The organism is Brevibacillus sp. FIR094 (assembly GCF_050477165.1).
Lineage (GTDB): Bacteria > Bacillota > Bacilli > Brevibacillales > Brevibacillaceae > Brevibacillus.
This window is the reverse complement of sequence record NZ_JBEAES010000025.1, coordinates 1-21,879: the sequence shown is the minus strand read 5'-3', so window position 1 is coordinate 21,879 and position 21,879 is coordinate 1. Positions and strand designations below refer to the sequence as shown.

Annotated in this window: 21 protein-coding genes and 1 riboswitch; of the genes, 19 read left to right on the top strand and 2 right to left on the bottom strand. The window is 48.6% G+C overall.

Annotated features, from left to right (window positions below):
* Positions 1–19: 19 nt before the first annotated feature.
* On the bottom strand, positions 20–295 hold the full coding sequence (rpsT, locus tag ACQ5DJ_RS20755) for a 30S ribosomal protein S20 (RefSeq protein ID WP_005833151.1): 276 nt from the start codon (positions 293–295) through the stop codon (positions 20–22).
* Between the two features lie 177 nt (positions 296–472).
* Between rpsT and gpr the strand changes: the two genes are divergently transcribed.
* The 8 genes from gpr to ACQ5DJ_RS20715 all read left to right on the top strand — a co-directional run bounded on the left by gpr (position 473) and on the right by ACQ5DJ_RS20715 (position 9,286).
* Positions 473–1,573: a GPR endopeptidase gene (gpr, locus tag ACQ5DJ_RS20750; RefSeq protein WP_429844101.1), complete on the top strand. Its 1,101-nt coding sequence runs from the start codon at positions 473–475 to the stop codon at positions 1,571–1,573.
* Positions 1,574–1,712: 139 nt separating this feature from the next.
* Complete coding sequence (spoIIP, locus tag ACQ5DJ_RS20745) at positions 1,713–2,891, top strand: stage II sporulation protein P (protein WP_429844100.1); 1,179 nt, start codon at positions 1,713–1,715, stop codon at positions 2,889–2,891.
* 5 nt (positions 2,892–2,896) lie between these two features.
* Entirely contained in the window at positions 2,897–3,205 is a 309-nt protein-coding gene (locus tag ACQ5DJ_RS20740) for a YqxA family protein (protein ID WP_007727739.1), read from the top strand.
* A 313-nt stretch (positions 3,206–3,518) separates the two neighbouring features.
* Positions 3,519–4,487: an ABC transporter ATP-binding protein gene (locus ACQ5DJ_RS20735; protein WP_017247685.1), complete on the top strand. Its 969-nt coding sequence runs from the start codon at positions 3,519–3,521 to the stop codon at positions 4,485–4,487.
* 18 nt (positions 4,488–4,505) lie between these two features.
* Positions 4,506–5,477: an ABC transporter ATP-binding protein gene (locus ACQ5DJ_RS20730; protein WP_069850335.1), complete on the top strand. Its 972-nt coding sequence runs from the start codon at positions 4,506–4,508 to the stop codon at positions 5,475–5,477.
* Between the two features lie 128 nt (positions 5,478–5,605).
* On the top strand, positions 5,606–7,261 hold the full coding sequence (locus ACQ5DJ_RS20725) for an ABC transporter substrate-binding protein (protein WP_429844098.1): 1,656 nt from the start codon (positions 5,606–5,608) through the stop codon (positions 7,259–7,261).
* A 92-nt stretch (positions 7,262–7,353) separates the two neighbouring features.
* The gene (locus tag ACQ5DJ_RS20720; protein ID WP_429844097.1) at positions 7,354–8,364 is read left to right on the top strand and encodes an ABC transporter permease; all 1,011 of its coding nucleotides are present in this window, start codon (positions 7,354–7,356) and stop codon (positions 8,362–8,364) included.
* Positions 8,365–8,380: 16 nt separating this feature from the next.
* Positions 8,381–9,286: an ABC transporter permease gene (locus ACQ5DJ_RS20715; protein WP_429844096.1), complete on the top strand. Its 906-nt coding sequence runs from the start codon at positions 8,381–8,383 to the stop codon at positions 9,284–9,286.
* A 59-nt stretch (positions 9,287–9,345) separates the two neighbouring features.
* Here ACQ5DJ_RS20715 and ACQ5DJ_RS20710 read toward each other — a convergent pair whose 3' ends face one another.
* Positions 9,346–10,116 carry an alpha/beta fold hydrolase gene (locus ACQ5DJ_RS20710; protein ID WP_429844095.1) on the bottom strand — a complete coding sequence of 257 codons (771 nt, stop codon included), beginning with the start codon at positions 10,114–10,116 and terminating at the stop codon, positions 9,346–9,348.
* 124 nt (positions 10,117–10,240) lie between these two features.
* Here ACQ5DJ_RS20710 and ACQ5DJ_RS20705 point away from each other — a divergent pair, with 124 nt between their 5' ends.
* The 11 genes from ACQ5DJ_RS20705 to ACQ5DJ_RS20655 all read left to right on the top strand — a co-directional run bounded on the left by ACQ5DJ_RS20705 (position 10,241) and on the right by ACQ5DJ_RS20655 (position 21,800).
* Positions 10,241–11,335, top strand: coding sequence for a M24 family metallopeptidase (locus ACQ5DJ_RS20705; protein WP_429844152.1), 1,095 nt, complete (start codon positions 10,241–10,243; stop codon positions 11,333–11,335).
* Positions 11,336–11,348: 13 nt separating this feature from the next.
* Positions 11,349–11,548: riboswitch (cobalamin riboswitch) on the top strand.
* Between the two features lie 167 nt (positions 11,549–11,715).
* Positions 11,716–12,735, top strand: coding sequence for an ABC transporter substrate-binding protein (locus ACQ5DJ_RS20700; RefSeq protein ID WP_429844094.1), 1,020 nt, complete (start codon positions 11,716–11,718; stop codon positions 12,733–12,735).
* A gap of 24 nt (positions 12,736–12,759) precedes the next feature.
* On the top strand, positions 12,760–13,818 hold the full coding sequence (locus tag ACQ5DJ_RS20695; protein WP_429844093.1) for a FecCD family ABC transporter permease: 1,059 nt from the start codon (positions 12,760–12,762) through the stop codon (positions 13,816–13,818).
* Entirely contained in the window at positions 13,815–14,630 is an 816-nt protein-coding gene (locus tag ACQ5DJ_RS20690) for an ABC transporter ATP-binding protein (RefSeq protein WP_429844092.1), read from the top strand. The genes ACQ5DJ_RS20695 and ACQ5DJ_RS20690 overlap by 4 nt, the downstream gene beginning before the upstream one ends.
* 185 nt (positions 14,631–14,815) lie before the next feature.
* Positions 14,816–15,283, top strand: coding sequence for a RidA family protein (locus tag ACQ5DJ_RS20685; RefSeq protein WP_429844091.1), 468 nt, complete (start codon positions 14,816–14,818; stop codon positions 15,281–15,283).
* Between the two features lies 1 nt (position 15,284).
* Complete coding sequence (locus ACQ5DJ_RS20680; protein WP_429844090.1) at positions 15,285–15,935, top strand: helix-turn-helix transcriptional regulator; 651 nt, start codon at positions 15,285–15,287, stop codon at positions 15,933–15,935.
* Between the two features lie 22 nt (positions 15,936–15,957).
* Positions 15,958–17,001 (top strand): dipeptidase, encoded by a 1,044-nt coding sequence (locus tag ACQ5DJ_RS20675; protein WP_429844089.1) that lies wholly within the window; start codon positions 15,958–15,960, stop codon positions 16,999–17,001.
* A gap of 24 nt (positions 17,002–17,025) precedes the next feature.
* Positions 17,026–19,200 carry a CocE/NonD family hydrolase gene (locus ACQ5DJ_RS20670; RefSeq protein WP_429844088.1) on the top strand — a complete coding sequence of 725 codons (2,175 nt, stop codon included), beginning with the start codon at positions 17,026–17,028 and terminating at the stop codon, positions 19,198–19,200.
* A gap of 6 nt (positions 19,201–19,206) precedes the next feature.
* Entirely contained in the window at positions 19,207–20,220 is a 1,014-nt protein-coding gene (locus tag ACQ5DJ_RS20665; RefSeq protein WP_429844087.1) for a methyltransferase domain-containing protein, read from the top strand.
* Between the two features lie 57 nt (positions 20,221–20,277).
* The gene (locus tag ACQ5DJ_RS20660; protein ID WP_429844086.1) at positions 20,278–20,826 is read left to right on the top strand and encodes a sigma-70 family RNA polymerase sigma factor; all 549 of its coding nucleotides are present in this window, start codon (positions 20,278–20,280) and stop codon (positions 20,824–20,826) included.
* Positions 20,796–21,800 (top strand): hypothetical protein, encoded by a 1,005-nt coding sequence (locus ACQ5DJ_RS20655; RefSeq protein ID WP_429844085.1) that lies wholly within the window; start codon positions 20,796–20,798, stop codon positions 21,798–21,800. The genes ACQ5DJ_RS20660 and ACQ5DJ_RS20655 overlap by 31 nt, the downstream gene beginning before the upstream one ends.
* The last annotated feature ends 79 nt before the right edge of the window (positions 21,801–21,879 follow it).

The following is a 21,879-nucleotide window of genomic DNA, read 5'->3' as shown; positions in this document are numbered from 1 at the left end:
TTTTTTTGCGCTTGGTCTCTTACGCTACAGGAGCGCTCAGAACGTTAAGCTTTTTCATCAAACGAGACTTTTGACGGTTTGCTGCGTTTTTATGAATGAGACCTTTCGAAGCGGCCTTGTCCAGCTTTTTCACAGCCACCAGAAGAGTAGATTTCGCCAATGCTACATCGGAAGCAGCGACAGCTTTCTCAAAGCTCTTGATGGAAGTACGCAGATCAGACTTTTGAGAAGCACGGTGTGCGCGACGCTTTTCGATTGTTTTGGTGCGTTTAATCGCGGATTTAATATTTGGCATGTGTGTCACCTCCTTAGACGACCATAGACATACAGTCATACAACAAAGTAATTCTAGCATGGGGCGAACCCATTTGCAAGAAAGGATTCGGAATAAAAATGAAGGATTCAAGCAAGCTAGTAGCAGGAACAAAATGGTCAGTACTTTTTTCACTTCGGATCAAAGGAGCTGATGAACATGGCACATAACATTGATTTGTCTGGTTATTCCATTCGTACGGATCTTGCAGTGGAGGCCCACGAGCTTGCCCAGCAACAAAACCAGAGCGATATTGAGGGGATTTGGCTGCAAGCTGACGACAGCGAGCCCAATGTGAAAGTAACGAGATTACATGTGGAAACAGAGGAAGCGGGGAAGGAAATCGGCAAGCTTCCGGGGCATTACCTTACGATTGAAGTGCCAAAGCTGCGGGATAATGATACCTCGATCGAGGAGCAGGTGGCCAAGCGATTCTCCGTCGAATTTGCCATGTTTCTCAAACAACTAGGAATCACTGAGGACAAAAAGGCTCTCGTCGTTGGTCTCGGCAACTGGAATGTGACCCCGGATGCGCTGGGACCGATGGTTGTGGAAAATTTGTTGATTACCCGCCATCTGTACACACTGGCGCCTGAAACCGTTGGAGAAGGGTATCGGGAAGTCAGTGCGCTATCACCGGGTGTCCTTGGGATTACGGGTATAGAAACGAGTGAGATTATTTTTGGTGTCGTGGAAAAAAGCAAACCCGATTTTGTCATCTGTATCGATGCTCTTGCGTCCCGTGCTCTGCATCGGGTCAACACGACGATTCAAATATCGGATACAGGGATTCATCCCGGTTCAGGAGTCGGAAACAAGCGCAAAGCGATTGATCAGGCGACACTTGGTGTACCTGTGATTGCGATAGGAGTCCCTACGGTCGTTTTTGCCTCCACGATTGTAAATGATGCGATTACGTACTTGATGGGGCATTTTGGACAATCGATGGTGGAGAGCAAGCGGGCGTTTAACAAACTGGCATTGAGTACGCTGCCGGAGCGTAAAGAACCGTATACGGAAGAGGACTTACCCGACATGGAATCCCGTAAGACATTTATGGGATTGGTAGGTTCACTGCCGGAAGAAGAGAAACGGCAACTGATTCATGAGGTCCTCCGACCGCTTGGACAAGATCTGGTCGTCACCCCAAAAGAAGTGGATGAATTTATTGAGGGTGTGGCGAATGTGATCGCAACAGGTCTGAATCGCGCTTTACACAGTGCAGTGAATGAAGAAAATAGCGGCTCATATACCCACTAAGTTGTAAAAAGCTAGAGTGAGAGAGAAAAGCTAGAAAAGGGTTCTATCGTCTCTATGAGCCTCATAAGCTAAAGCATAGACAAGCACGAGGGGAAGTTCTCCCGACGTGCAACCATGCTCAGCTAGAGGAGTGAGACAGATGGCGACCCTCATTCAACGCCAATTCGTTGTTCTTTCATTTATAACCGCCTTCCTGTTCGTCATGACAGGAGTGCTTTCGCTCGGCGGGAACCGAATCGCAATTTCTTCCTCCGCCATTCAACAGGCCGCTTCTCATATTTCCAGTCTGGCGATTTTGGGGTGGATGGGGCAGGAAATTCCGGTTTTGTCCGAAACGGTGCAAGCACAGGCTGATGATCGCACGAATAGCGTAACGGGTTTTCTCTTTCGCTTGGCAACCAATATACAGCCAGGAGACTTGCGTAGCTTACTAGGCAGGGAGCTCCCTGGGATGGTGACGACAGAGGATGCCAGGTTTGTCGTACAGGGAAAAGGAGCTTCTCTCGCAGATTTTTATTTGGAGTACCCCGCCCATCCGAGACAGGTAGCGGATCAATCGCAAGTAGTTCCGATCGTAGAGCCAAAGCCGGAGGATACCACGAAGCCAGGCGAAACAAAGCCAGTTCCTGTGCCCAATTCAATCACGGACGGCAAAAAAATCGTTTACGTCTACAACTCGCACAATCGGGAATCGTGGTTTAGTGAGACGAAGCCAGTGGGAACCTCCGTCGATCATCCTTCGAGAAATATATCGTTAATCAGCAAGCATTTATCAGAAGCGTTGAATGACAGAGGAATTGGTTCGGACGTGAGTACCGACGACATCTATCAGCAGCTGTTGAACAAAAAAATGCACTACTCCTTCTCTTACGCGGAATCTTTGCAAGTAGTCAAATCCGCAACGGAGAAAAACAAGGAACTGTTCTACTTTTTCGATCTGCATCGAGACACAGCGCCACGAGAGCGTACGACCGTCACGATCAAAGGAAAAACGTATGGAAGAGTATTGTTCGTCATCGGGAAAAGAAACAAAAGCTACGAGAAAAATGAGGCGTTTGCAACGGAGCTTCATGAGTTGATGGAAAAAATGTACCCAGAGCTTTCGCGTGGCGTGATGGAAAAAGGCGCAAAAACGGATCATGGCGAGTATAATCAGTCCCTCTCCCCGGGAAGTCTGTTAATAGAAATAGGTGGTACGGAAAACAGCGTGCAGGAAAGCATAAATACGGCAGAAGCATTGGCTGATGTTTTCGCAGCCTATTATCAGCAAGCTGAAAAAGTAGGCAAAACAGTTTCTGACGAGCCTGCAAAGAGGTGACGGGCATGAACGTGACGATGAAGCTGACTGGACTGTTAATCATCTTGCTGGTCGGGGTAGTTTTGGGATTGCAAACGGCTGAGCGTGGAATATCCAAGGTGAGTGGAGTGCCTGAGGGGCAGGCTCAAACCTTTTCCATCAAAAAAGTGGATCAAGGGCAAGTGGAGATCGCGGTAATGGGCAAGCAGGTTCAGACCGCCAACCCGAAGGAAATGGTCAACTACGTCAGTCGGATCGGTTTGACTTTGGGTGGGAGCATTAAAAGTGGGGCGCAGAGTTTTGTCGATTGGGTTGGGAGTTTTTTTGAACCGTGAAAATGGTTTATGCGCAAAAAGAAGGGGTGCAGAAAGCCCCAGTGACAAAAGACCCGTACAGACGGGTCTTTTGCATGCGACCGCAGATGCTTCATTCGATCTGCTTAAACAGTGCAAGTGAGGCTACATCAACAATGAAAGGGCTATCATAAAATTCTTTTACATAATTTTCAAACGCAAGTCAAATATTCTTTTTAATCAGCGAAGAGGAAATAGTTTGAATTTATTGTGTTGCGAAAAAATTGAATAAATGTCATAATGTCTACTGATAGGTCTATTTTGGAAGTATATATCGGTGAGAGAGGTGAGCCACGTGTCACATCCTGTCCTACAAATTGAAAACCTGCAAACGCACTTTTTCACGGACCGCGGCCAAATCCCTGCCGTTGATGGCGTGACGATCACGGTACAAAAAGGAGAAGTAGTCGGTATTGTAGGTGAATCCGGCTGCGGAAAGAGCGTTACCTCCCTTTCCGTTATGAAGTTAGTACCCAATCCCCCAGGGAGAATCGTGGGAGGCTCGATTAAATTCAAGGGGGAGGACCTCGTATCTGTCGACGAAAAGCGAATGAGAGACATCCGCGGAAATGAAATTGCGATGATCTTTCAGGAGCCAATGACGTCGTTAAATCCGGTGTTTACGATTGGAGACCAGATAGGAGAATCAGTCCGATTACATACGAAGGCGAGCAAAAAGGACGCAAGAGCGCGTGCCATTGAGATGTTGAAAAAAGTCGGAATTCCTCGAGCGGAAGCCATCGTTGATGAATACCCGCACCAGCTTTCCGGGGGCATGCGGCAGCGTGTCATGATTGCGATGGCAATGGCTTGCAATCCAGAGCTTTTGATTGCAGACGAGCCTACTACTGCGCTCGACGTGACGATTCAAGCGCAGATTTTGGACCTGATGCGCCAACTCAACCGGGAAGCAGACACAGCAATTCTCCTCATTACCCACGATCTTGGGGTCGTTGCGGAAATGTGTCACCGCGTCGTGGTGATGTACGCAGGAAACGTGATTGAACAAGGCGATGTTCGTACGATCTTAAAAAATCCGAAGCATCCTTATACGATCGGCTTGTTGAATTCGTTGCCGAAGCTGGAAGGATCACAGGAGCGTCTCTATTCGATTCCAGGCAACGTCCCGATTCCGGGTTCGCTTACTGTCGGATGCCGTTTTGCACCTAGATGCGATAAAGTATCGGACCGATGCCGCAGTGAGATGCCAGAATTAAAAGTAGTAGGGGACAATCACCTTTCCCGCTGCTGGCTGACCGAATAACCCGAGAGGAGCATGCAGGTGGCAGAAGATCTTCTGATCGTAAAAAATTTGAAAAAATACTACCCAATCACAGGCGGTGTTCTTGGAGGGGAAGTAGGTGTAGTAAAGGCGGTAGATGATGTATCGTTTACCGTTAAGAGTGGAGAAACTTTAGGGCTGGTAGGTGAGAGCGGCTGTGGAAAGTCTACGACAGGACGTTCCTTGCTGCGACTGATTGAACCGACCTCCGGTGAAATCACCTTTGACGGGACCAATGTCATGTCGCTTTCCACAGATGCGATGAGAAAGATGAGACGTGACATGCAAATTGTCTTTCAGGACCCGTTTGCTTCACTCAACCCTAGACATAATATTGAGAAGATTTTGGAAGAACCTTTGATTGTACATGGATTAGGTTCTTCGGCAGAGCGAAAAAAGCGCGTGCAGGAAATGCTGGAGATCGTTGGTCTGAGCAGCTATCACGCGAGCCGCTATCCGCATCAATTCAGCGGAGGACAGAGGCAGCGGATCGGCATTGCGAGAGCGCTGATGCTCAAGCCCAAATTGATCGTTGCGGATGAGCCTGTGTCTGCACTGGACGTGTCCATTCAGTCGCAGGTGCTCAATCTCATGCAGGATTTGCAACGCGAATTCGGCCTTACATACTTGTTCATTGCCCATGATTTGAGTGTAGTGCGTCACATCAGTGATCGGGTAGGTGTGATGTACCTTGGAAGAATTGTCGAGCTGACGACGAGTAGCCAATTGTATTCCAATCCGCTTCATCCGTATACGAAAGCATTGCTGTCGGCGGTACCTTCGCCAGACCCTGATGCGGTACGAGAAAGAGTCATCCTCCAGGGAGATGTGCCGAGCCCTGCAAAACCTCCAAGTGGCTGTACATTCCATACGAGGTGTCCCCATGTAACAGAGGAGTGCCGTACTGTGCGACCAGAATTTATGGATGCAGGCGACGGACACTTTGTTGCTTGTCACTTATACAAGTCCTAATCGACAAAAGGGAGTCTGACTGCCGAATAGGAAGTCTTGTAAAGGGGGGATGCAAAGCAATAGGTATTGTATCGACCATCTACCAAAAAGGAACATGCGAACATTATTAGAAAAAGGGGGATGTTTTCATGAAGAAGAGAGTTCTCTCCGCAACCATGACTAGCCTAGTGGCGCTGGCCATGCTAATTGCTGGATGCTCTAGCACTCCAACGACACAAGCGCCGGCAGAACAACCAAAGACAGAAACTCCGGCACCTGCAACTGAGCCTTCAAAAACTGGACCGAAGCAATTAATCGTCGGTCGCGGTGCAGACACAAAGGGGCTTGACCCAATCACTCAAACAGATGGTGAGACCTTCAAAGTAACTGAGAACATCATGGATACTTTGGTCGGTTTCGCTGATGGCTCTACAGAGCTCGCTCCATCGTTGGCTGACAAGTGGGAAGTATCTCCTGATGGTCTTGTTTATACGCTGACACTGAAATCTGGCGTGAAGTTCCACGACGGTACTGATTTCAATGCAGAGGCGGTCAAATACAACTTTGAGCGCTGGAGCGATAAGAGCCATCCACAGCATGCGCCAGAGGGCTTCGAGTATTACATTAGCCAGTTTGGCGGCTACAAAGGCGATGCGAATCACGTAATCAAATCCGTAGAAGCAGTAGATCCAACGACTGTGAAATTCACACTGACTCGTCCACTCGCTCCATTCCTTGCTAACCTGGCTATGTCTCCTTTTGCAATCGGTTCGCCTGAAGCGTTGAAAAAAGATGTTAAAAAGTTCAATGAGCACCCAATTGGTACAGGACCATTCAAATTCGTTGAGTGGAAACGTAACGACACCATCACTCTCGAGAAAAACCCTGATTACTGGAACAAAGGGTTCCCGAAATTGGATAAATTGGTATTCAAGGTCATTCCAGAAAATACGGCGCGTCTGACTGCTTTGGCATCAGGTGAGATCGATTTGATGGATGGTCTGAACACAGATGATATCCCAGCAGTAAAAGACAACAAAGAACTGCAACTATTCCTTCGTCCTACTAATAACATTGGTTACATTGGCTTTAACGTAGAGAAGAAGCCACTCGACAATCCAAAAGTTCGTGAAGCAATTGCCTACGCGATTAACAAACCTGAAATCGTAACGGCCTTCTTCGATGGCGTTGGAGAACCAGCAGTCAACCCAATGCCAAAGACCATGTGGGGACATAACAACGATATTAAAGATCGTGAGTTCAACCTCGAGAAAGCAAAACAATTGCTTGCAGAAGCAGGACATCCAAACGGTTTCAAAATCAAGTTCTGGGCAATGCCAGTACCGCGTCCATACATGCCTGAAGGTGTGAAGATTGCAGAGGCAATCCAGCAAGACCTGAAGAAAATCGGGATTGATGCTGAGATCGTGACGATGGAATGGGCAACGTATTTGGAAAAAACTCGCTTGGGTGAGCAAGAAATGTTCATGCTTGGTTGGACAGGTGACAATGGCGACCCTGACAACTTCCTAGCTGTGTTGCTCGACAAAAACAGCATCGGCAGCAACAACTATACACGCTGGGCAAACGAAGAAGCACATCAATTGATGATGAAAGCACAGTCCACTCCAGACCAAGCGGAGCGCGAAAAACTGTACAAACAAGTACAGGAGATCATCTTCAAAGACGTGCCGATGGTTCCACTTGCACACTCTACACCAGCATTGGCAGGAAAAGCGAATATTGTAGACTACAACCCGCATCCAAAAGGGTCTGAAAGTTTGGAAAAAGTAGACTTCAAGTAAGCTGATTCATCGTAAAAGGGTAAGAGGAGTGCATACCTCTTCTTACCCTTCTTTCATTATTTGGCGATTATTTTATGCAGGAAGGCGAGGAGATGGCATTGCTAGCTTACAGCATTCGAAGAATTTTAATGCTCATTCCTGTCTTAGTGGGCATGTCAATCATCGTTTTTTCCATTATTCGTGCCATCCCTGGTGATCCGGCTTTGACGATTTTGGGAGAAAAGGCAACACCACAAGCGATTGCAGACATACGAGAGGCATTGGGTTTGAATAATCCTTGGTACATACAGTATTTCGATTATATGAAAGATATTTTGAGTGGAAATCTTGGGGAATCGTTGCAAACGAATGCACCGATCTCAGATGAAATCCTGCCTTATTTGGCGGCGACGACTGAACTTACGATTGTGAGTATGTTGATTGCGGTGTTTATCGGTGTAAATGCAGGGATTCTTTCTGCATGGAAGCAAAACTCCTGGTTTGACTACTGTGCGATGTTGATCGCCTTGATTGGTGTATCCATGCCAATTTTTTGGCTAGGTTTGATGGAGCAGTGGGTGTTTGCCCAAGAGCTGAAATGGCTGCCATCAGTTGGTCGCGACGATTCGCGTAATCCCGTAGAGGCCATTACGCACTTTTATATACTGGATACGATGATCGCTGGTAGTTGGGATCAGTTGTGGGAAGTCATCAAGCATTTGATCCTTCCAGGTATCGCGTTAGGTACGATCCCGATGGCGATTATTGCGCGCATTACCCGTTCGAGCATGCTGGAGGTCATGCGTGCCGACTACGTCAGAACCGCTCGAGCAAAAGGGCTGGCGCAGTTTTGGGTCGTGTACAAGCATGCACTGAAAAATGCGATGATCCCTGTCTTGACGGTAATTGGTTTGCAAACAGGGTTGTTGCTGGGTGGAGCCGTTTTGACAGAAACGATCTTCGGATGGCCAGGCGTCGGTCGCTATATTGTGACTGCCATTGGAAACCGTGACTATCCGGTTATCCAATCCGGTATCCTTGTGATCGCGACGATTTTCGTCCTGATCAATCTCTTGGTCGACCTTCTGTACGCCTATATCGATCCACGCATCAAATATCGCTAAGGAGGGACGAAGAGACATGGCACAACCACAATTACAACCACAAGCACAGGTAGTACCTTTAAAAGTGAAGCAAGAAGAAGTCGTCTCTCCTTGGAAGGATGCATGGAGGACGCTACGAAAAAATAAGCTGGCGCTGGTGGGCTTTGGGATTATTTTATTTTTCATTGTTGTGGCGGTTTTAGCTCCATGGATTGCTCCGTATCCGTACGACGAAGGTAAGCTCGTGATGAAAAACAAGCCACCTTCCGAAGAGCATTGGTTTGGAACAGATTATAATGGTCGCGATGTATTTAGTCGCGTTATTTATGGGGCACAAATTTCCTTGTGGGTAGGGACGTTCTCTGTCATTGGCTCTGTTCTCGCAGGGACTATGCTCGGTCTTTTGGCTGGATACTATGGCAGATGGATCGATACGATCATTTCGCGTCTATTTGATATTATGCTTGCCTTTCCAAGTATTCTGTTGGCAATCGCTGTCGTTGCCATCTTGGGTCCTTCCTTGCAAAACGCCTTGATTGCGATTGCGATTATTAATATTCCGACATTTGGTCGCTTGGTACGCGCCCGCGTATTGAGCTTGAAGGAAGAAGAATTCGTCATGGCCGCACGGGCAATCGGGATGAAAAATTCCCGGATTATCATGCAGCATATTTTGCCGAACAGCCTCGCACCAATCATTGTGACCGGGACGATGGGGATCGCAACAGCGATTATCGAAGCAGCGGCACTTGGCTTTCTCGGACTGGGAGCACAGGCGCCAGAACCGGAATGGGGAAAAATGCTCGCTGATTCACGTCAGTACATTCAAAAAGCACCATGGACTGTTATTTTTCCGGGGCTCTCTATCATGCTGACAGTTCTCGGCTTTAACTTAATCGGGGACGGCTTGCGCGATGCACTCGACCCGCGGATGAAGAGTTAGTCAAAATGGAAAAAAAGACAGAAGGGGCTGTAGGTATCCGACCTTCTGTCTTTTCTTATTTATCCTTCTTCCATAAAGGTGCGGCACAACTGATTGAAAGCAGGAGCAGCTTTCGTGACGATCTGATGCTTCACGTTAGGGATCATCTCGAGTTTTGCTGTTGGCAACTTCATGGTAAGCATCTGCGCATAATGGTGCATCCGTTGATCTTGTTCGCCATAGGCAAGTAAAATCGGAAGCTGGATGTTGCCCAGACGCTCCGTACATTGATAACGATGTCCAGCAGCGTAAAGGTATTTCAGGCTCGTGGGATCTGTTTGGGAGGCGTGCGCCGTCCATTTTTCCCGCATTTCTGGGTCATTTACATGTGAGGAAGCAATCGAGCGGGCAAGAAGAGGAACTCCGTGAAGCATCGACAATGCCTGCCCCATCCAAAATCGTCCATGTAAATACAGGTCATTCACTTCGGAAAAGCCGCTCACGAGTATGGCGCCTTTTACAGCATCCGAATAGCGAAGACAATATTCAAGGGCGATAGAAGCACCTTGGGAGTACCCCAAAATAAAGGGACGTTCAATGCCGAGTGACGGGATTAGCTTATGGAGCTGTTCTGCCAACTCCCCAATGGAAAAGGGCTTCTCCATCGGTGAACTGTCGCCATGTCCGGGCAAATCAGGGACAATGAGCTGATATGTATCCGCGAGTGTTTGTTGATAAACAAAATTGATAGAGCCGATGCATGGTGCATGGATACACAATAACGGCTGGCCTTTTCCCGATATGTGAAAGGCAAACTGCTTGCCATCCTGATGGACGAGTATTTGTTCCATTTTCGTTTTCACCCCACCCTTAGGTTGTCCGATCCGAAGTAGATTTTTCAATTGAACTCTTCTTTTTTTGATGGAGTAATGGTATTCTCGCAATAGAATATTTGGTGAAAGCAGGGTGAAGAAGTTGTTTCAAGAGCGCATTTCGAAGCTCCACACATTTTTGAAAGAGCAAGAGCTGAACGCGGTGTTGATTACCTCTCCCAAGCACGTCTACTATTTGACCGGATTTTTTACAGACCCGCATGAACGGTTTATGGGTCTCGTTATTCCTGCTGAGGGAAAACCTTCTTTGATTGTACCTGCTCTTGATCGTGAGGCAGCGGCAGAGGCTTCGTTCGTTCAAGATATCCATACACATACGGATATCCAAAACCCGTATGAAATCCTCAAGCAAGTCTTGCCAGCGAACTTGACGAAGCTCGGTATTGAGAAGAGTCATATGACTGTCGAGCGCTATGAAGCACTTGGACAAGTTGTTCTGGCGTCGAGCTATGTGGATGTGGAAGAGCCACTACGTGAAATGCGTTTGATCAAATCTGCTGATGAAGTGGATCGTTTGAAGCACGCTGTTCAGTTGGTTGAGGATTCCTTGCGGGAGACCCTGAAAAAAGTCAAGACAGGCATGACCGAGACAGAAATCGTAGCTGAGCTGGAATTCCAGATGAAGCGCTTGGGTGCCGAAGGTCCATCCTTTACGTCCATGGTATTGGCAGGGGAGAAGTCGGCACTGCCACACGGGAAACCAGGAACGCGCCAGGTGCAAGAAGGCGACTTGCTTTTGTTTGATATCGGGGTAGCAGCCAACGGATATGTATCCGATATTACTCGTACCTTTGCTGTAGGCGAGATCAGTGCCCAACTTCAAGAAATTTACGAGACAGTATTGGCTGCCAACGAAGCGGCAATTGCTGAGATTCGTCCGGGTGTGACCTTTGCGCATTTGGATAAAACTGCGCGCGATGTCATTACCGCCAAAGGCTACGGAGAATACTTCATGCACCGTCTTGGGCATGGACTTGGGATGGATGTACATGAATATCCATCTGTTCACAGCCAGAACCAAGAAGTGCTTCGTCCAGGGATGGTCTTTACGATCGAGCCAGGCATCTATCTGCCGGGTGTAGGCGGAGTGCGGATTGAAGACGATGTATTGGTTACGGAAACGGGCGTTGAAATTCTCACGCAGTTCCCGAAAAAACTGACTTCTATCAACGAATGAATAAATCGTAAAAATTGAATAAGTATCGAATGGTGCTAGATGGCATTTGCCGTCAGCTTAAAAGGGAAGTCCGGTGAGAAACCGGCGCGGTCCCGCCACTGTAACGAGGAGCGCCTAGCGAATAGCCACTGTTTTTTGCGAGACAAAAAATGGGAAGGTAGCTGGGTGTGTTGATCCGTAAGCCAGGAGACCTGCCATGCGATCATATACAATCGACCCACGAGGATGGGACAGATGTAGAAGTAGTCTATGATAGGCGCCTTTGGGCCTGCTTATAGCTATGTCTACGTTTGTCATGCACCTCCCGATTGAAATGGGGGGTGCTTTTTTTGTGGGATTTGGTTCAACTCATCATCTACATACAGAAAAGGGGATTACAGATGTTTAAAGCAAACAAAACACATACAGTAATGAAAGGACTAACTTTCGGCATCATGACAGCTGCCATGCTTTTGGTTTCGGCATGCGGCTCCACTACGACAACACAGGCTCCAGCCAAAACAGAACAAACAGCTACACCAGCTGCAGAGAGCAAGTCTGTAACACTAACGAATAATGGCATTGAAATGACGTATCCAAAAGCACCTGAGCGTGCCGTGACATTAAACCAACACGTAACCGAGATCATGCTGGCATTGGGCCTGGCTGATAAAATGGCCGGAACTGCTTACCTAGACGATAAAATCCTTCCAGAGTTAAAAGCAGATTACGACAAGGTTCCGGTACTGTCTGACAAGTATCCTACGAAAGAAGTGCTGCTGGCAGCGAACCCAGACTTCGTATACGCCGGATGGAAAAGTGGATTCGGCGAAAAGGGCGTAGGATCGATGCAGGATTTGGAGAAGGTCGGCATCAAATCGTACCTGCAAGAATCGTCAAGCAAGCCTGGACCAACGATCGACGATGTGTTCGCGGATATTACGAACATCGGACGCATTTTCCGAGTGGAAGACAAAGCCAATGAATTGATCAATAAAATGAAGAGTGAAATGGATCAAACGATTAGCAAAATTGGCAAGGTAGACGAGCCACTTAAAGTGTTCGTGTACGACAACGGGGAAGATAAACCATTCACAGCAGCCAACAACTACATGACGTCCTTAATCAAGACTGCTGGCGGCAAGAACATTTTTGACGACATTCAAAAGGGTTGGGCAGAGGTCAGCTGGGAACAAGTAGTGAGTCGTAATCCGGACGTGATTATTGTTGTAGACTACGGTGACAGAACTGTTGATCAAAAACGCAATTTCCTTTTGACCAAAAAAGAACTGGCGGATATTCCAGCGATTAAAAATCAACGACTGGTTGTATTGCCACTGTCTGCTGCTTCTGAAGGCGTTCGAGCACCGATTGCGCTGAAAATTTTGGCGGAAGGACTCTACCCGGATCAATTCAAATAAAGTACGCCCCTTTTAAGGGAGGGAATGGCACTGCAACAGATCAAGTTACCTTATATCATCATCACTTTACTGGTCGGACTCTTTCTCTCGATTACATTCGCGGTTACGTATGGCTCTGTGGAGATTAAACCGACAACGGTATGGAAAATCGCCTTATCGAAAATTCCGATGTTCACCCAATGGATTGAAGTGGATTGGTCCAAAGGGGAGCAAACGATTATTTGGGATATTCGCTTTCCACGTGTACTCTTGGGGGCGATCGTTGGCGCAGGTCTGTCTGTCGTGGGGGTAGCGATCCAGTCGTTGGTTCGCAACTCCCTGGCTGACCCGTATGTGTTAGGTGTATCTTCAGGCGCTTCCGTAGGAGCGACCTCGGTCATTATATTCGGAGCATTCAGCATGTACGGGCAGTATGCGCTATCCTTTGGCGCTTTTACAGGCTCCCTTGTGTCCATCATTCTCATTTTTACGCTATCCCGTATCGGTGGGCAAAATTCAACGGTACGCCTGCTCATGGCCGGAATTGCGATATCTGCGATCTTGTCGGCCATTACCAGTCTCCTAGTTTTTTCAGCGCCGAATGAGCATGGAATTGGGACGGTCCTGTTTTGGTTAAGTGGAAGTTTGGCTGGCGGGAAATGGGAGTACCTGACGATCCCTGCATTGATTGTTGTCATCTGCCTCATCGTCTTAATGGCCCAATACCGCTCGCTCAATGCGATGTTGATGGGCGAGGAGTCAGCGGGGACATTGGGGGTCAATACGGTACAATTCCGCAAGCTTCTCCTGGTGATCACGGCACTGCTCACAGGGGTGATCGTGTCCATTGCGGGATCAATCGGTTTTGTCGGATTAATGATGCCCCACATCGTCCGTGTGATGGTCGGATCAGATCACAGACGTGTCCTGCCTGTCAGCGCTTTGTTTGGCGCGATATTTCTAATCTGGGTTGATGTAGTCGCTAGGCTCGCATTTGCACCGGAAGAGCTGCCGATTGGTATTTTGACAGCGCTTTGTGGAGGTCCATTCTTTATCTGGTTGATGTTGCGGAGTTCTTATTCCTTTGGAGGTAGCGGACGATGAATTTGTTAGTTGAGAATATATCGGTCGAACTGGAGAAAAAGGGAATCCTTCGCAACGTCAGTCTGGAGGTACGCTCTGGAGAGTTTGTGGGGCTGATCGGGCCGAATGGCAGTGGGAAGTCCACATTGCTAAAAAGCATTTATCGCGTATTGAAGCCGCGTTCGGGATGGATCTCGCTTGATGGCGATGATGTATACAAGTTAACTTCACGTCAAAACGCTCAGCGTATGGCGGCTGTACGGCAGGAGTCCTCTATTGAATTCGATTTTTCGGTAAACGAAATTGTGAATATGGGACGTGCTCCGCATAAACGGCTGTTTCAGTCCGATAACGCAGAAGACGTTCGAATTTGTGAAGATGCACTACAGCGGGTAGGGATGCATACATATGCCGATCGTAGCTTTTTCAGTTTATCGGGCGGGGAGAAGCAGCGGGTGCTGATTGCCCGAGCTTTGGTGCAGCAAGCTCAGTTTCTTGTCCTTGATGAACCGACGAATCATTTGGATGTTCGATACCAATTACAGGTTATGGACCTGGTCAAAACGCTGGGAATTACGGTCTTGTCTTCGTTGCATGATCTCAATATCGCAGCGATGTACTGTGATCGTCTGTACGTGATCTATGAGGGGGAAATCGTTACATCTGGGACGCCAGAGGAAGTCTTGACACCCACGCTGATTCGGGATGTTTTCGGAGTAGAGACAGAAGTGACGACCCATCCCATAACAGGCAAAAAACATGTGTATTTCTACTCGGACGCGATCCGTGTGAAGCCATCTGTCCAGAAGGTCGTGAGTGGGGCCAATGGATAGGGACGGCGGAGTTGAGTTTCTTTGATTTTCATAGGAGGGGATGCCTAGCTGGCGTCCTTTTTTGTTAAGAGGACGATAATTGAATTTCAAATAATTTTTTTACCATACAAAAAATTGTTGAATAAGAATTTGCAGAATAGTATGGTTAAAGGAAGGAATGAAATTGATGACGAGGTGATCGCCTTATGTCCAAAGTAGAGCAGCGGATAAAAGAGTTAGGGTATGAGTTGCCGCCAGTTCCTCCAACCATGGCGAATTATGTGTCATGTGTACAGACTGGTAATGTTATTTATACATCTGGTGCGGGGTGCTACGTAAATGGAAGCCCGATGTATTTGGGAAGATTGGGGACGGATGTGACCATCGAGCAGGGCTATGAAGCTGCAAAGGTCACGGTTCTAAATCTGCTAGCCATTTTGAAAAGCGAGATTGGTGATTTGGATCGAATCACACGAATTGTCAAGCTGTTCGCACTCGTCAGCAGCGCCCCTGATTTCTACGAGCAGCCCCGGGTGATTAATGGAGCTTCTGATTTCCTCATCGAAATTTTTGGTGAAGCGGGTAACCATGCGAGAGCGGCAGCTGGTACATCTGTTCTTCCGTTTAACAACCCGATCGAAATTGAGATGATTGTGGAAGTAAACGAGGGGTAATATGAAAAACGTACATCCGATATTAGCAAGCTACATTCCGGTAGTAGAGGGATTGGCACGGACATTTGGCGAGCATTGTGAAGTGGTGTTACATGATCTGACAGGCGATATTTCCTCATCGATCATTGCCATTTCCAACGGCCATGTCAGTGGCAGGCAGATTGGTTCGCCGGTAACGAATTTGGCACTGCAAGCTTTACGGACGGCGAAGGTCAGTGAAGAAGCTTTTGACCTCAATTACCGCAACGTCACGCTCAAAGGCAAACAGATCAAATCGAGCTCCATTTACATCAAGGATGAGCAAGGTGAAGTCATTGGCAGTCTGTGCATCAATCTTGATATCACCCATCTCGCAATGGCGCAATCATTCATCGAATCGATGATGGTGATCCAAGACAAGCGTGAGGCAGAAAAAGTGGAAGAGAACTTCGCTCCGACTGTCGGGACTTTAATGGAGCAAATGATAAATGATTGCCTGAAACGAACAGGCAAACCAATCGCCCTGATGCAAAAAGAAGAGAAGATTCAATTTATCCACCAGTTGGATGAAATGGGACTCTTTTTAATCAAAGGGGCCGTGCAATACGTCGCGGATTTGTTGGATATATCCAAATTCACGGTTTACAACTATCTCGATAAGAAAAATCCATAGAACAAGATGGGAGATGACCCGTATGACGGAAGTAACGAGAGAACAGGCCCGCAAATTTCATGACGGTGTTCACGTTCTGGATGGGCATTTTGATCTGCTGATGGATGTGGAGATTCAGCGTGGATACGGTCGAACCAAAATGATCGAGACGGAGTATTTGCCGCGGTTCCAGCAGGGTGGTGTGCATTCCATCGTAGCGGCAGTGTTCGTAGAGGATGCGTTTGTACCAGAGATGAGTCTGCGCAAAGCGCTCAATCAGATCAGCGCTATGCATGCAGAAGCGGCAGAGTCTCCCGAGCACATCGTCATCGCCAAAAATCTGGATGATTTGCAACGGGCAAGAGCGGAGCAAAAAGTATCGTTCATTCTATCGTTGGAAGGGGCAGAGCCTCTGCATAACGACTTGAGTCTCTTACGTGTCTTTTATGAGCTCGGAGTACGGATGATGGGGCTGGTTTGGAGTCGGCGCAACTTCGTTGGGGACGGCAGCTTTTTTGTACCGGTTCGCGAAGGGAAAAAAGGGGGCATCACCGATTTCGGTGTGAGTCTTATCGAGAAAGCGGAAAAGCTGGGCATCGTCATTGATGTGAGTCATTTGAATGACGAAGGGTTCTGGGACGTGATGGAAATCGCTGAAAAGCCCGTGATTGCTTCACATTCCAACAGCCGAACAGTCGTGCCGACGATGCGTAATCTGACAGATGAGCAGATCAAAGCGATTGCGGAAAAGGAGGGACTTGTCGGGCTGAATGCGTTTAGCATGTTTACAGCGGCTAACAGCGCTGACGCAACTATTGAGAGACTGATTGATCACGTTGACTATATGAAAAAGCTTGTCGGAGCAAGGCACATCGGTATAGGTCTAGACCTGTGCGATGATTTGACGAAATATTTGCCCTTGGACAAGATTGCCAAAACCAAAGAGATGCCATTTGATGTAGTAAAAGGCCATGCGTCACTTCCGGAAATTACGCGTGAGTTGATGAAGCGCGGGTACACGGATGCAGAAATCGAAGGAATCTTGGGTGGTAATTTCCTCAGAGTGTATCAGGAAGTGTGGAAGTAGATCAGATAACAGGAGGAATGGCGGATGGCACAGACTGGGCATAAACTGGGTTCTTTTGGCTATTATCAATCTGGTATCAAGGTAGCTGATATACGCTTTGAGGGTGGGGAAGTTTGGCATCGGAGTACAGGGTGGGATACGGGCAAAGCGGCTGACGGTCTGTTTGCCCAACTGGCTGAAGGGGAAGCGGTTTACGAATTGCCTCTCCTCACCCTGGCACAACAGCTGCCGGAATGGGAGCAAATCGACTGGGAGAGCGAACAAGTCGTGTTTCCGGAAAGCGGAGGGCACTACCAACGTCACCTATCCATCGAAGGAACAGGTCCCGCAGGGAAAAAGCAAGCGTGGATCTGGGCGGTGCGCGAAGCAGCGCAGCCAATTGACTTGATCATTTGTGAGAAAGAAGTCATCGCGTTTGTGCTGACAGGTCGTGGAGATAGCGTTGTATTGGCGAAAACAGGGTGGGAGGATTTGACTCCGCTTACGATGTGGCAAGACCCTCTGCTGTCTGAAGGTAACTACGGCGTACACCACTTGGGTAGGCATGATGCCGTGATGAGAGATGGCGTTCGTCTGGCGACCGAGGTCTGGCTACCTGCGGGTTTAGCGGAAGGCCAGCGAGTTCCAACGATTTTCATGCGCACTCCCTATGGACGAATGGATGCTATTTTTCGCCGATTGCCCTTTGTAGCTCGCGGATATGCGCTGGTAGTTCAGGATACGCGCGGACGTGAAGATTCCGAGGGAGAGTGGATTCCACTCGTTCACGAGCGCAATGATGGAGACGATAGCCTCAACTGGATCGCGAGTCAGGAGTGGTCGGATGGCAACATCGGGATGCTCGGTGGCTCGTATGTGGGCTATGTGCAGTGGGCTGCGGCCGCTAGCGGCAATCCGCATCTGAAGGCGATTTTCAGCTACGTGACAGTAGGAACGCCTTACGTGGACATCCCACGCAAAGGGGGAACGATTCTTGGTGGTCTGTCATGGATTTTCATGATGGCAGAGAAGCGGCGAAATGTCGCGGCTCTCTCCCGGGATGACTGGAGTGAGGTCATCAAGGTGCGCCCGATCAAGGAAATCCCGCAAAAAGTGCTGGGAAAAGAAATTCCGTTTTGGACAAAATGGATGGAACATCAGGACGGAGACGAATTCTGGGCGATGTCTGACTGGAAACGGCATGCGGATCAGGTAAAGGTGCCTGCTACCCTTGTATCAGGCTGGTATGACGACAACGGGATGGGGACGAGTGAATCGTGGGAGGTCGTCTCCCGAAATGTGCCAGAGCATGCCAGACTCATCTTGGGGCCGTGGTATCACAAGGCGAATACGACCCGAGAAATCCATCATGTTCCATTTGGAAACAACGCCATCCGCTACGATCTGGATGTGACACAGCTCCGCTGGTTTGACCGCTATTTAAAAGGAGTGGAAAATGGCGTCGATCAAAAGCCGCGCGTTGAATACTACATGGTGGGAGAAAACGAATGGAAGACTTCGCAGACTTGGCCGCCAGCAGAGGTGACGCTGACGAATGTGTATCTGAGCAGTGGGGGAAGCGCCAATACGAGCGGCGGAGATGGAACCCTGACCCTTTCTATCCCAGGTGAACAGGCGGTGGATACATACAGCTATGATCCACTAGACGCAGCACCGTATCTTCTGGATTTGTCCGAGAATGAAAACAGTGTTCCAGAAAACTATCGTGATGTGGAAGAAAGGGCAGATGTACTTGTCTACACATCAGAGCCATTGGAAGAGGAAGTCGTCATCGCGGGAGAAATCTCGGCGGTTATCTATGCATCCAGCTCAGCGCGTGATACAGATTGGCTGGTCCGGCTGTGTGATGTAGATGAGGAAGGCAATTCGATTCGTCTATCGGACGGGATTATTTGTGCACGCTACCGTCACTCATTCGAAGACCCCGAGCTACTTGTTCCAGGACAAATCGAATGCTATGAGATTCGCATGACCAAGATCGCCAATGTCTTCCGAAAAGGTCACCGCATTCGCGTCTCGGTTACTTCTGGCGCCGAGAACTTTTCGTTCCCTAATCCGAATACAGGCAACGATCTGGCAACGGAAACCGAGACGGTCATTGCCTCGCAACGTGTCTATCATGATAGACAGTATCCGAGTCATATTAAGCTCCCTCTCTTGCGTTCTGGAGGAAGCAAGCAATCTTCAGGAGGTATCTAAATCATTATGACTGTTTATAGTTGCAGAATATGCAAGTTCCGTTACGATGAGTGGCTAGGTGATACGAAAAATGGCGTCCCGCCCGGGGTGCCTTTTCCCCATTTAGCAGGTTCTGTTTGTACCGACTGTGGGATGGACGAGGAAGGTCGGCACTTGCCGCTTCCTGAAACGAAGTACACGAACGTAGAAGCAACGTATTACGATCAGTTTGCCGGGAAGGCCAGCATCGCTTTTTATCGAAACTGGTTGCTGCGGGAAGCGGAGCAATCACCAGTCTCCGTGCTGGAGCTGGGTGTTGGAACAGGGAGAATTGCCATTGAGCTGGCACGAAATGGCTTGTCAGTCTGCGGGATAGATTGGAGCCCAGATATGCTGGAGATGGCCGCCAAAAAGAAACGGCGCATGTTAAAAGGGAAAGAAGAACTGCTGGAGCTGGTCGAACAAAATATGTGGGAGATGGAGCTTGAACGGCAGTTTACGCATGTGCTCCTTCCAGAAGGGATTTTTCAGCAGGCCACCTGTAGAGACAAGCAACGTCAATTGCTTTCAGTCATCCACGATTACATAACCGAGGACGGAACAGTGGCAATTGACTTACTCTTGCCGCCAGTAAAAAATCAATGGACAATGATGCAACGCAAGTTCGTTTTCCCGGACCGCATGGTGTATCAAAAGGTGGAGGGGGAAACCTCGCTTTTGGATCAAAAGTTCCGCTACACGCTTACTTATGAGACTTTTCTTGATCAGATCGAGCAGCCAAGGTATCGCGTAGAGCGCGAGTTGGCGTTGCTTTTGCCTACAGAGCTTGAGCTGTTATTGGAAGGATCAGGCTTTCACGTCACCTATAGCAAAGAGAATGTATTCCACAAGCAAGACTTCGAGCCGAGTCAAGCGGACGAGGGCTATGATATGGATCGTTGGCAGCATGGAGGGTATCCATTCGCTGACCCTGCCGGGACACCGGGTGGCGCTACTCGCTGGACGATTTTGGCGAAAAAAATTTCATCCTCCACTTTGTAACAAAACGTCTGCTGCTGCATCTAACCAGTATGAATGCGAGTGAAGGAGGTCACGCCCTTGGAAAAATTGCAGCCAACGACAGATGCTGCTTTTGAACAAATCATGAGGGAATATGGGACCCGCGTGCTTCGACTCGTCACTTTTCTGGTCAAAGATCGCAGCTTGGCAGAGGATATTACGCAGGATGTTTTCGTAAAAGTGTATCGGCATCTTCCCCGGTTTCGGCAGGAGAGTAGTGTGCACACGTGGTTGTATCGGATTACGGTTAATGAGTGCAAAGGTTACTTGCGTTCTTGGTCGTTCCGTCATATCCTTCCCCGCTCGTGGATTAGACAGGATGGGGAGCTTTCTACAGAAAGTCTTGTGCTCGATCAAGCCGAGAGGGACCAGCTCGTAGCAGAAGTATTGCAGCTTCCTCCGCTCTATCGCCAAGTGATTGCCCTTCATTACTATGCGGATTTATGCATCGGAGAGGTAGCGGAAGTGCTTGGGGTAACGGAAGGAACAGTCAGAACCCGGTTGCATAGGGCCAGACAGCAGCTTCGGCAGAGTATGGGAGAGGGGAGGGATTGGGAATGGACGAAAACCGATGGCTCACGGACTTAAAGGAACGGGCAGATCAGACCGTTTTTCGTGATGTACAGTTCACTGCATCGATGGAAGAGCGAGTGCGGCAGAGGGTGAGGCCTAGGGCTGGGTGGATGACTGGTTGGAGGAAGCTAGCCTTGCCGGGCGTTGTGCTGACTATGGGCTTGCTATTGTGGTTCGTGCTCCCGGTTCAGGAGCAGAGACAATCTGCCCTCCATGAGGTGAGACCTTTACAACACGAGACACAAGTGCCATCCTTGTTGCCAGGGGGCCAAATCGTCGAAGCGGATTTGTGGAAGCTGTCGCCCTCTTTGTCTTCCACTTACAACAATCAGTCCTTTTCTTATTTGGGAGAAAAACCTGTCCGCATCATGGCGGATCAGGACGGCTTCTACGAAGGGCAGTTGCAGCGGGTGATATGGCTGTTGAATGGGGACTACGCAAAAGATGTAGAGATCGCTGCTTACAACACCGATGGGACCCGTCTGTCATTGGGCAGCTACGAGATGATGGACCCGTTATACGATGCAGATGGTCATTTTCCATCAGGGATCGTGTTACCTGAACCAGGAAAATGGAAGCTGGAAGTAAGAGCAGGAGGCAAACATCTCGGACAAGTTTTTGTCGAGGTGAAAAAAGGGATAGCACCTGCGAACCGTCAACTGGTTGGGCCTATCATTCAGCAGTTTTTGGAGATGGAAAGCGATAAGCTGGGGTGGCTGGGGAAACACCGCGAGATTAACGTTGAGCTCCTCGGTGTAGAAGCGCCAGATGCTGCAAAACGAACGGTATACGCTTGGGTGAAAATAACGGGAAGCAATTCTTCTGCGCTCAGTGCACCGATGACCTTTCAAATCGCCTACAATGGAAATGATTATCGGGTAACTGACTTCCAAATGCCCGAGGAAGGCAGCAACTACGAGAGTAGCTTGCAAAAACTGTTTCCACCAAAAGTGCTGGAGCAAGTTCACAATCGATCAAAAACAAAGTAAGAATGACAAAACGGACCTTTCTCTATGGTCAAGGCCCCGTTTAGTGGACAGTAAGAAAAACCCGGGCCGTTAGGCCACT

Excerpts from the sequence above, each read along its gene's own strand:
- rpsT (WP_005833151.1), bottom strand. The coding sequence starts at position 295 with ATGCCAAATATTAAATCCGCGATTAAACGCACCAAAACAATCGAAAAG.
- gpr (WP_429844101.1), top strand. The coding sequence starts at position 473 with ATGGCACATAACATTGATTTGTCTGGTTATTCCATTCGTACGGATCTT.
- spoIIP (WP_429844100.1), top strand. The coding sequence starts at position 1,713 with ATGGCGACCCTCATTCAACGCCAATTCGTTGTTCTTTCATTTATAACC.
- ACQ5DJ_RS20740 (WP_007727739.1), top strand. The coding sequence starts at position 2,897 with ATGAACGTGACGATGAAGCTGACTGGACTGTTAATCATCTTGCTGGTC.
- ACQ5DJ_RS20725 (WP_429844098.1), top strand. The coding sequence starts at position 5,606 with ATGAAGAAGAGAGTTCTCTCCGCAACCATGACTAGCCTAGTGGCGCTG.
- ACQ5DJ_RS20720 (WP_429844097.1), top strand. The coding sequence starts at position 7,354 with ATGGCATTGCTAGCTTACAGCATTCGAAGAATTTTAATGCTCATTCCT.
- ACQ5DJ_RS20715 (WP_429844096.1), top strand. The coding sequence starts at position 8,381 with ATGGCACAACCACAATTACAACCACAAGCACAGGTAGTACCTTTAAAA.
- ACQ5DJ_RS20710 (WP_429844095.1), bottom strand. The coding sequence starts at position 10,116 with ATGGAACAAATACTCGTCCATCAGGATGGCAAGCAGTTTGCCTTTCAC.
- ACQ5DJ_RS20700 (WP_429844094.1), top strand. The coding sequence starts at position 11,716 with ATGTTTAAAGCAAACAAAACACATACAGTAATGAAAGGACTAACTTTC.
- ACQ5DJ_RS20695 (WP_429844093.1), top strand. The coding sequence starts at position 12,760 with ATGGCACTGCAACAGATCAAGTTACCTTATATCATCATCACTTTACTG.
- ACQ5DJ_RS20690 (WP_429844092.1), top strand. The coding sequence starts at position 13,815 with ATGAATTTGTTAGTTGAGAATATATCGGTCGAACTGGAGAAAAAGGGA.
- ACQ5DJ_RS20685 (WP_429844091.1), top strand. The coding sequence starts at position 14,816 with ATGTCCAAAGTAGAGCAGCGGATAAAAGAGTTAGGGTATGAGTTGCCG.
- ACQ5DJ_RS20680 (WP_429844090.1), top strand. The coding sequence starts at position 15,285 with ATGAAAAACGTACATCCGATATTAGCAAGCTACATTCCGGTAGTAGAG.
- ACQ5DJ_RS20675 (WP_429844089.1), top strand. The coding sequence starts at position 15,958 with ATGACGGAAGTAACGAGAGAACAGGCCCGCAAATTTCATGACGGTGTT.
- ACQ5DJ_RS20670 (WP_429844088.1), top strand. The coding sequence starts at position 17,026 with ATGGCACAGACTGGGCATAAACTGGGTTCTTTTGGCTATTATCAATCT.
- ACQ5DJ_RS20665 (WP_429844087.1), top strand. The coding sequence starts at position 19,207 with ATGACTGTTTATAGTTGCAGAATATGCAAGTTCCGTTACGATGAGTGG.
- ACQ5DJ_RS20655 (WP_429844085.1), top strand. The coding sequence starts at position 20,796 with ATGGACGAAAACCGATGGCTCACGGACTTAAAGGAACGGGCAGATCAG.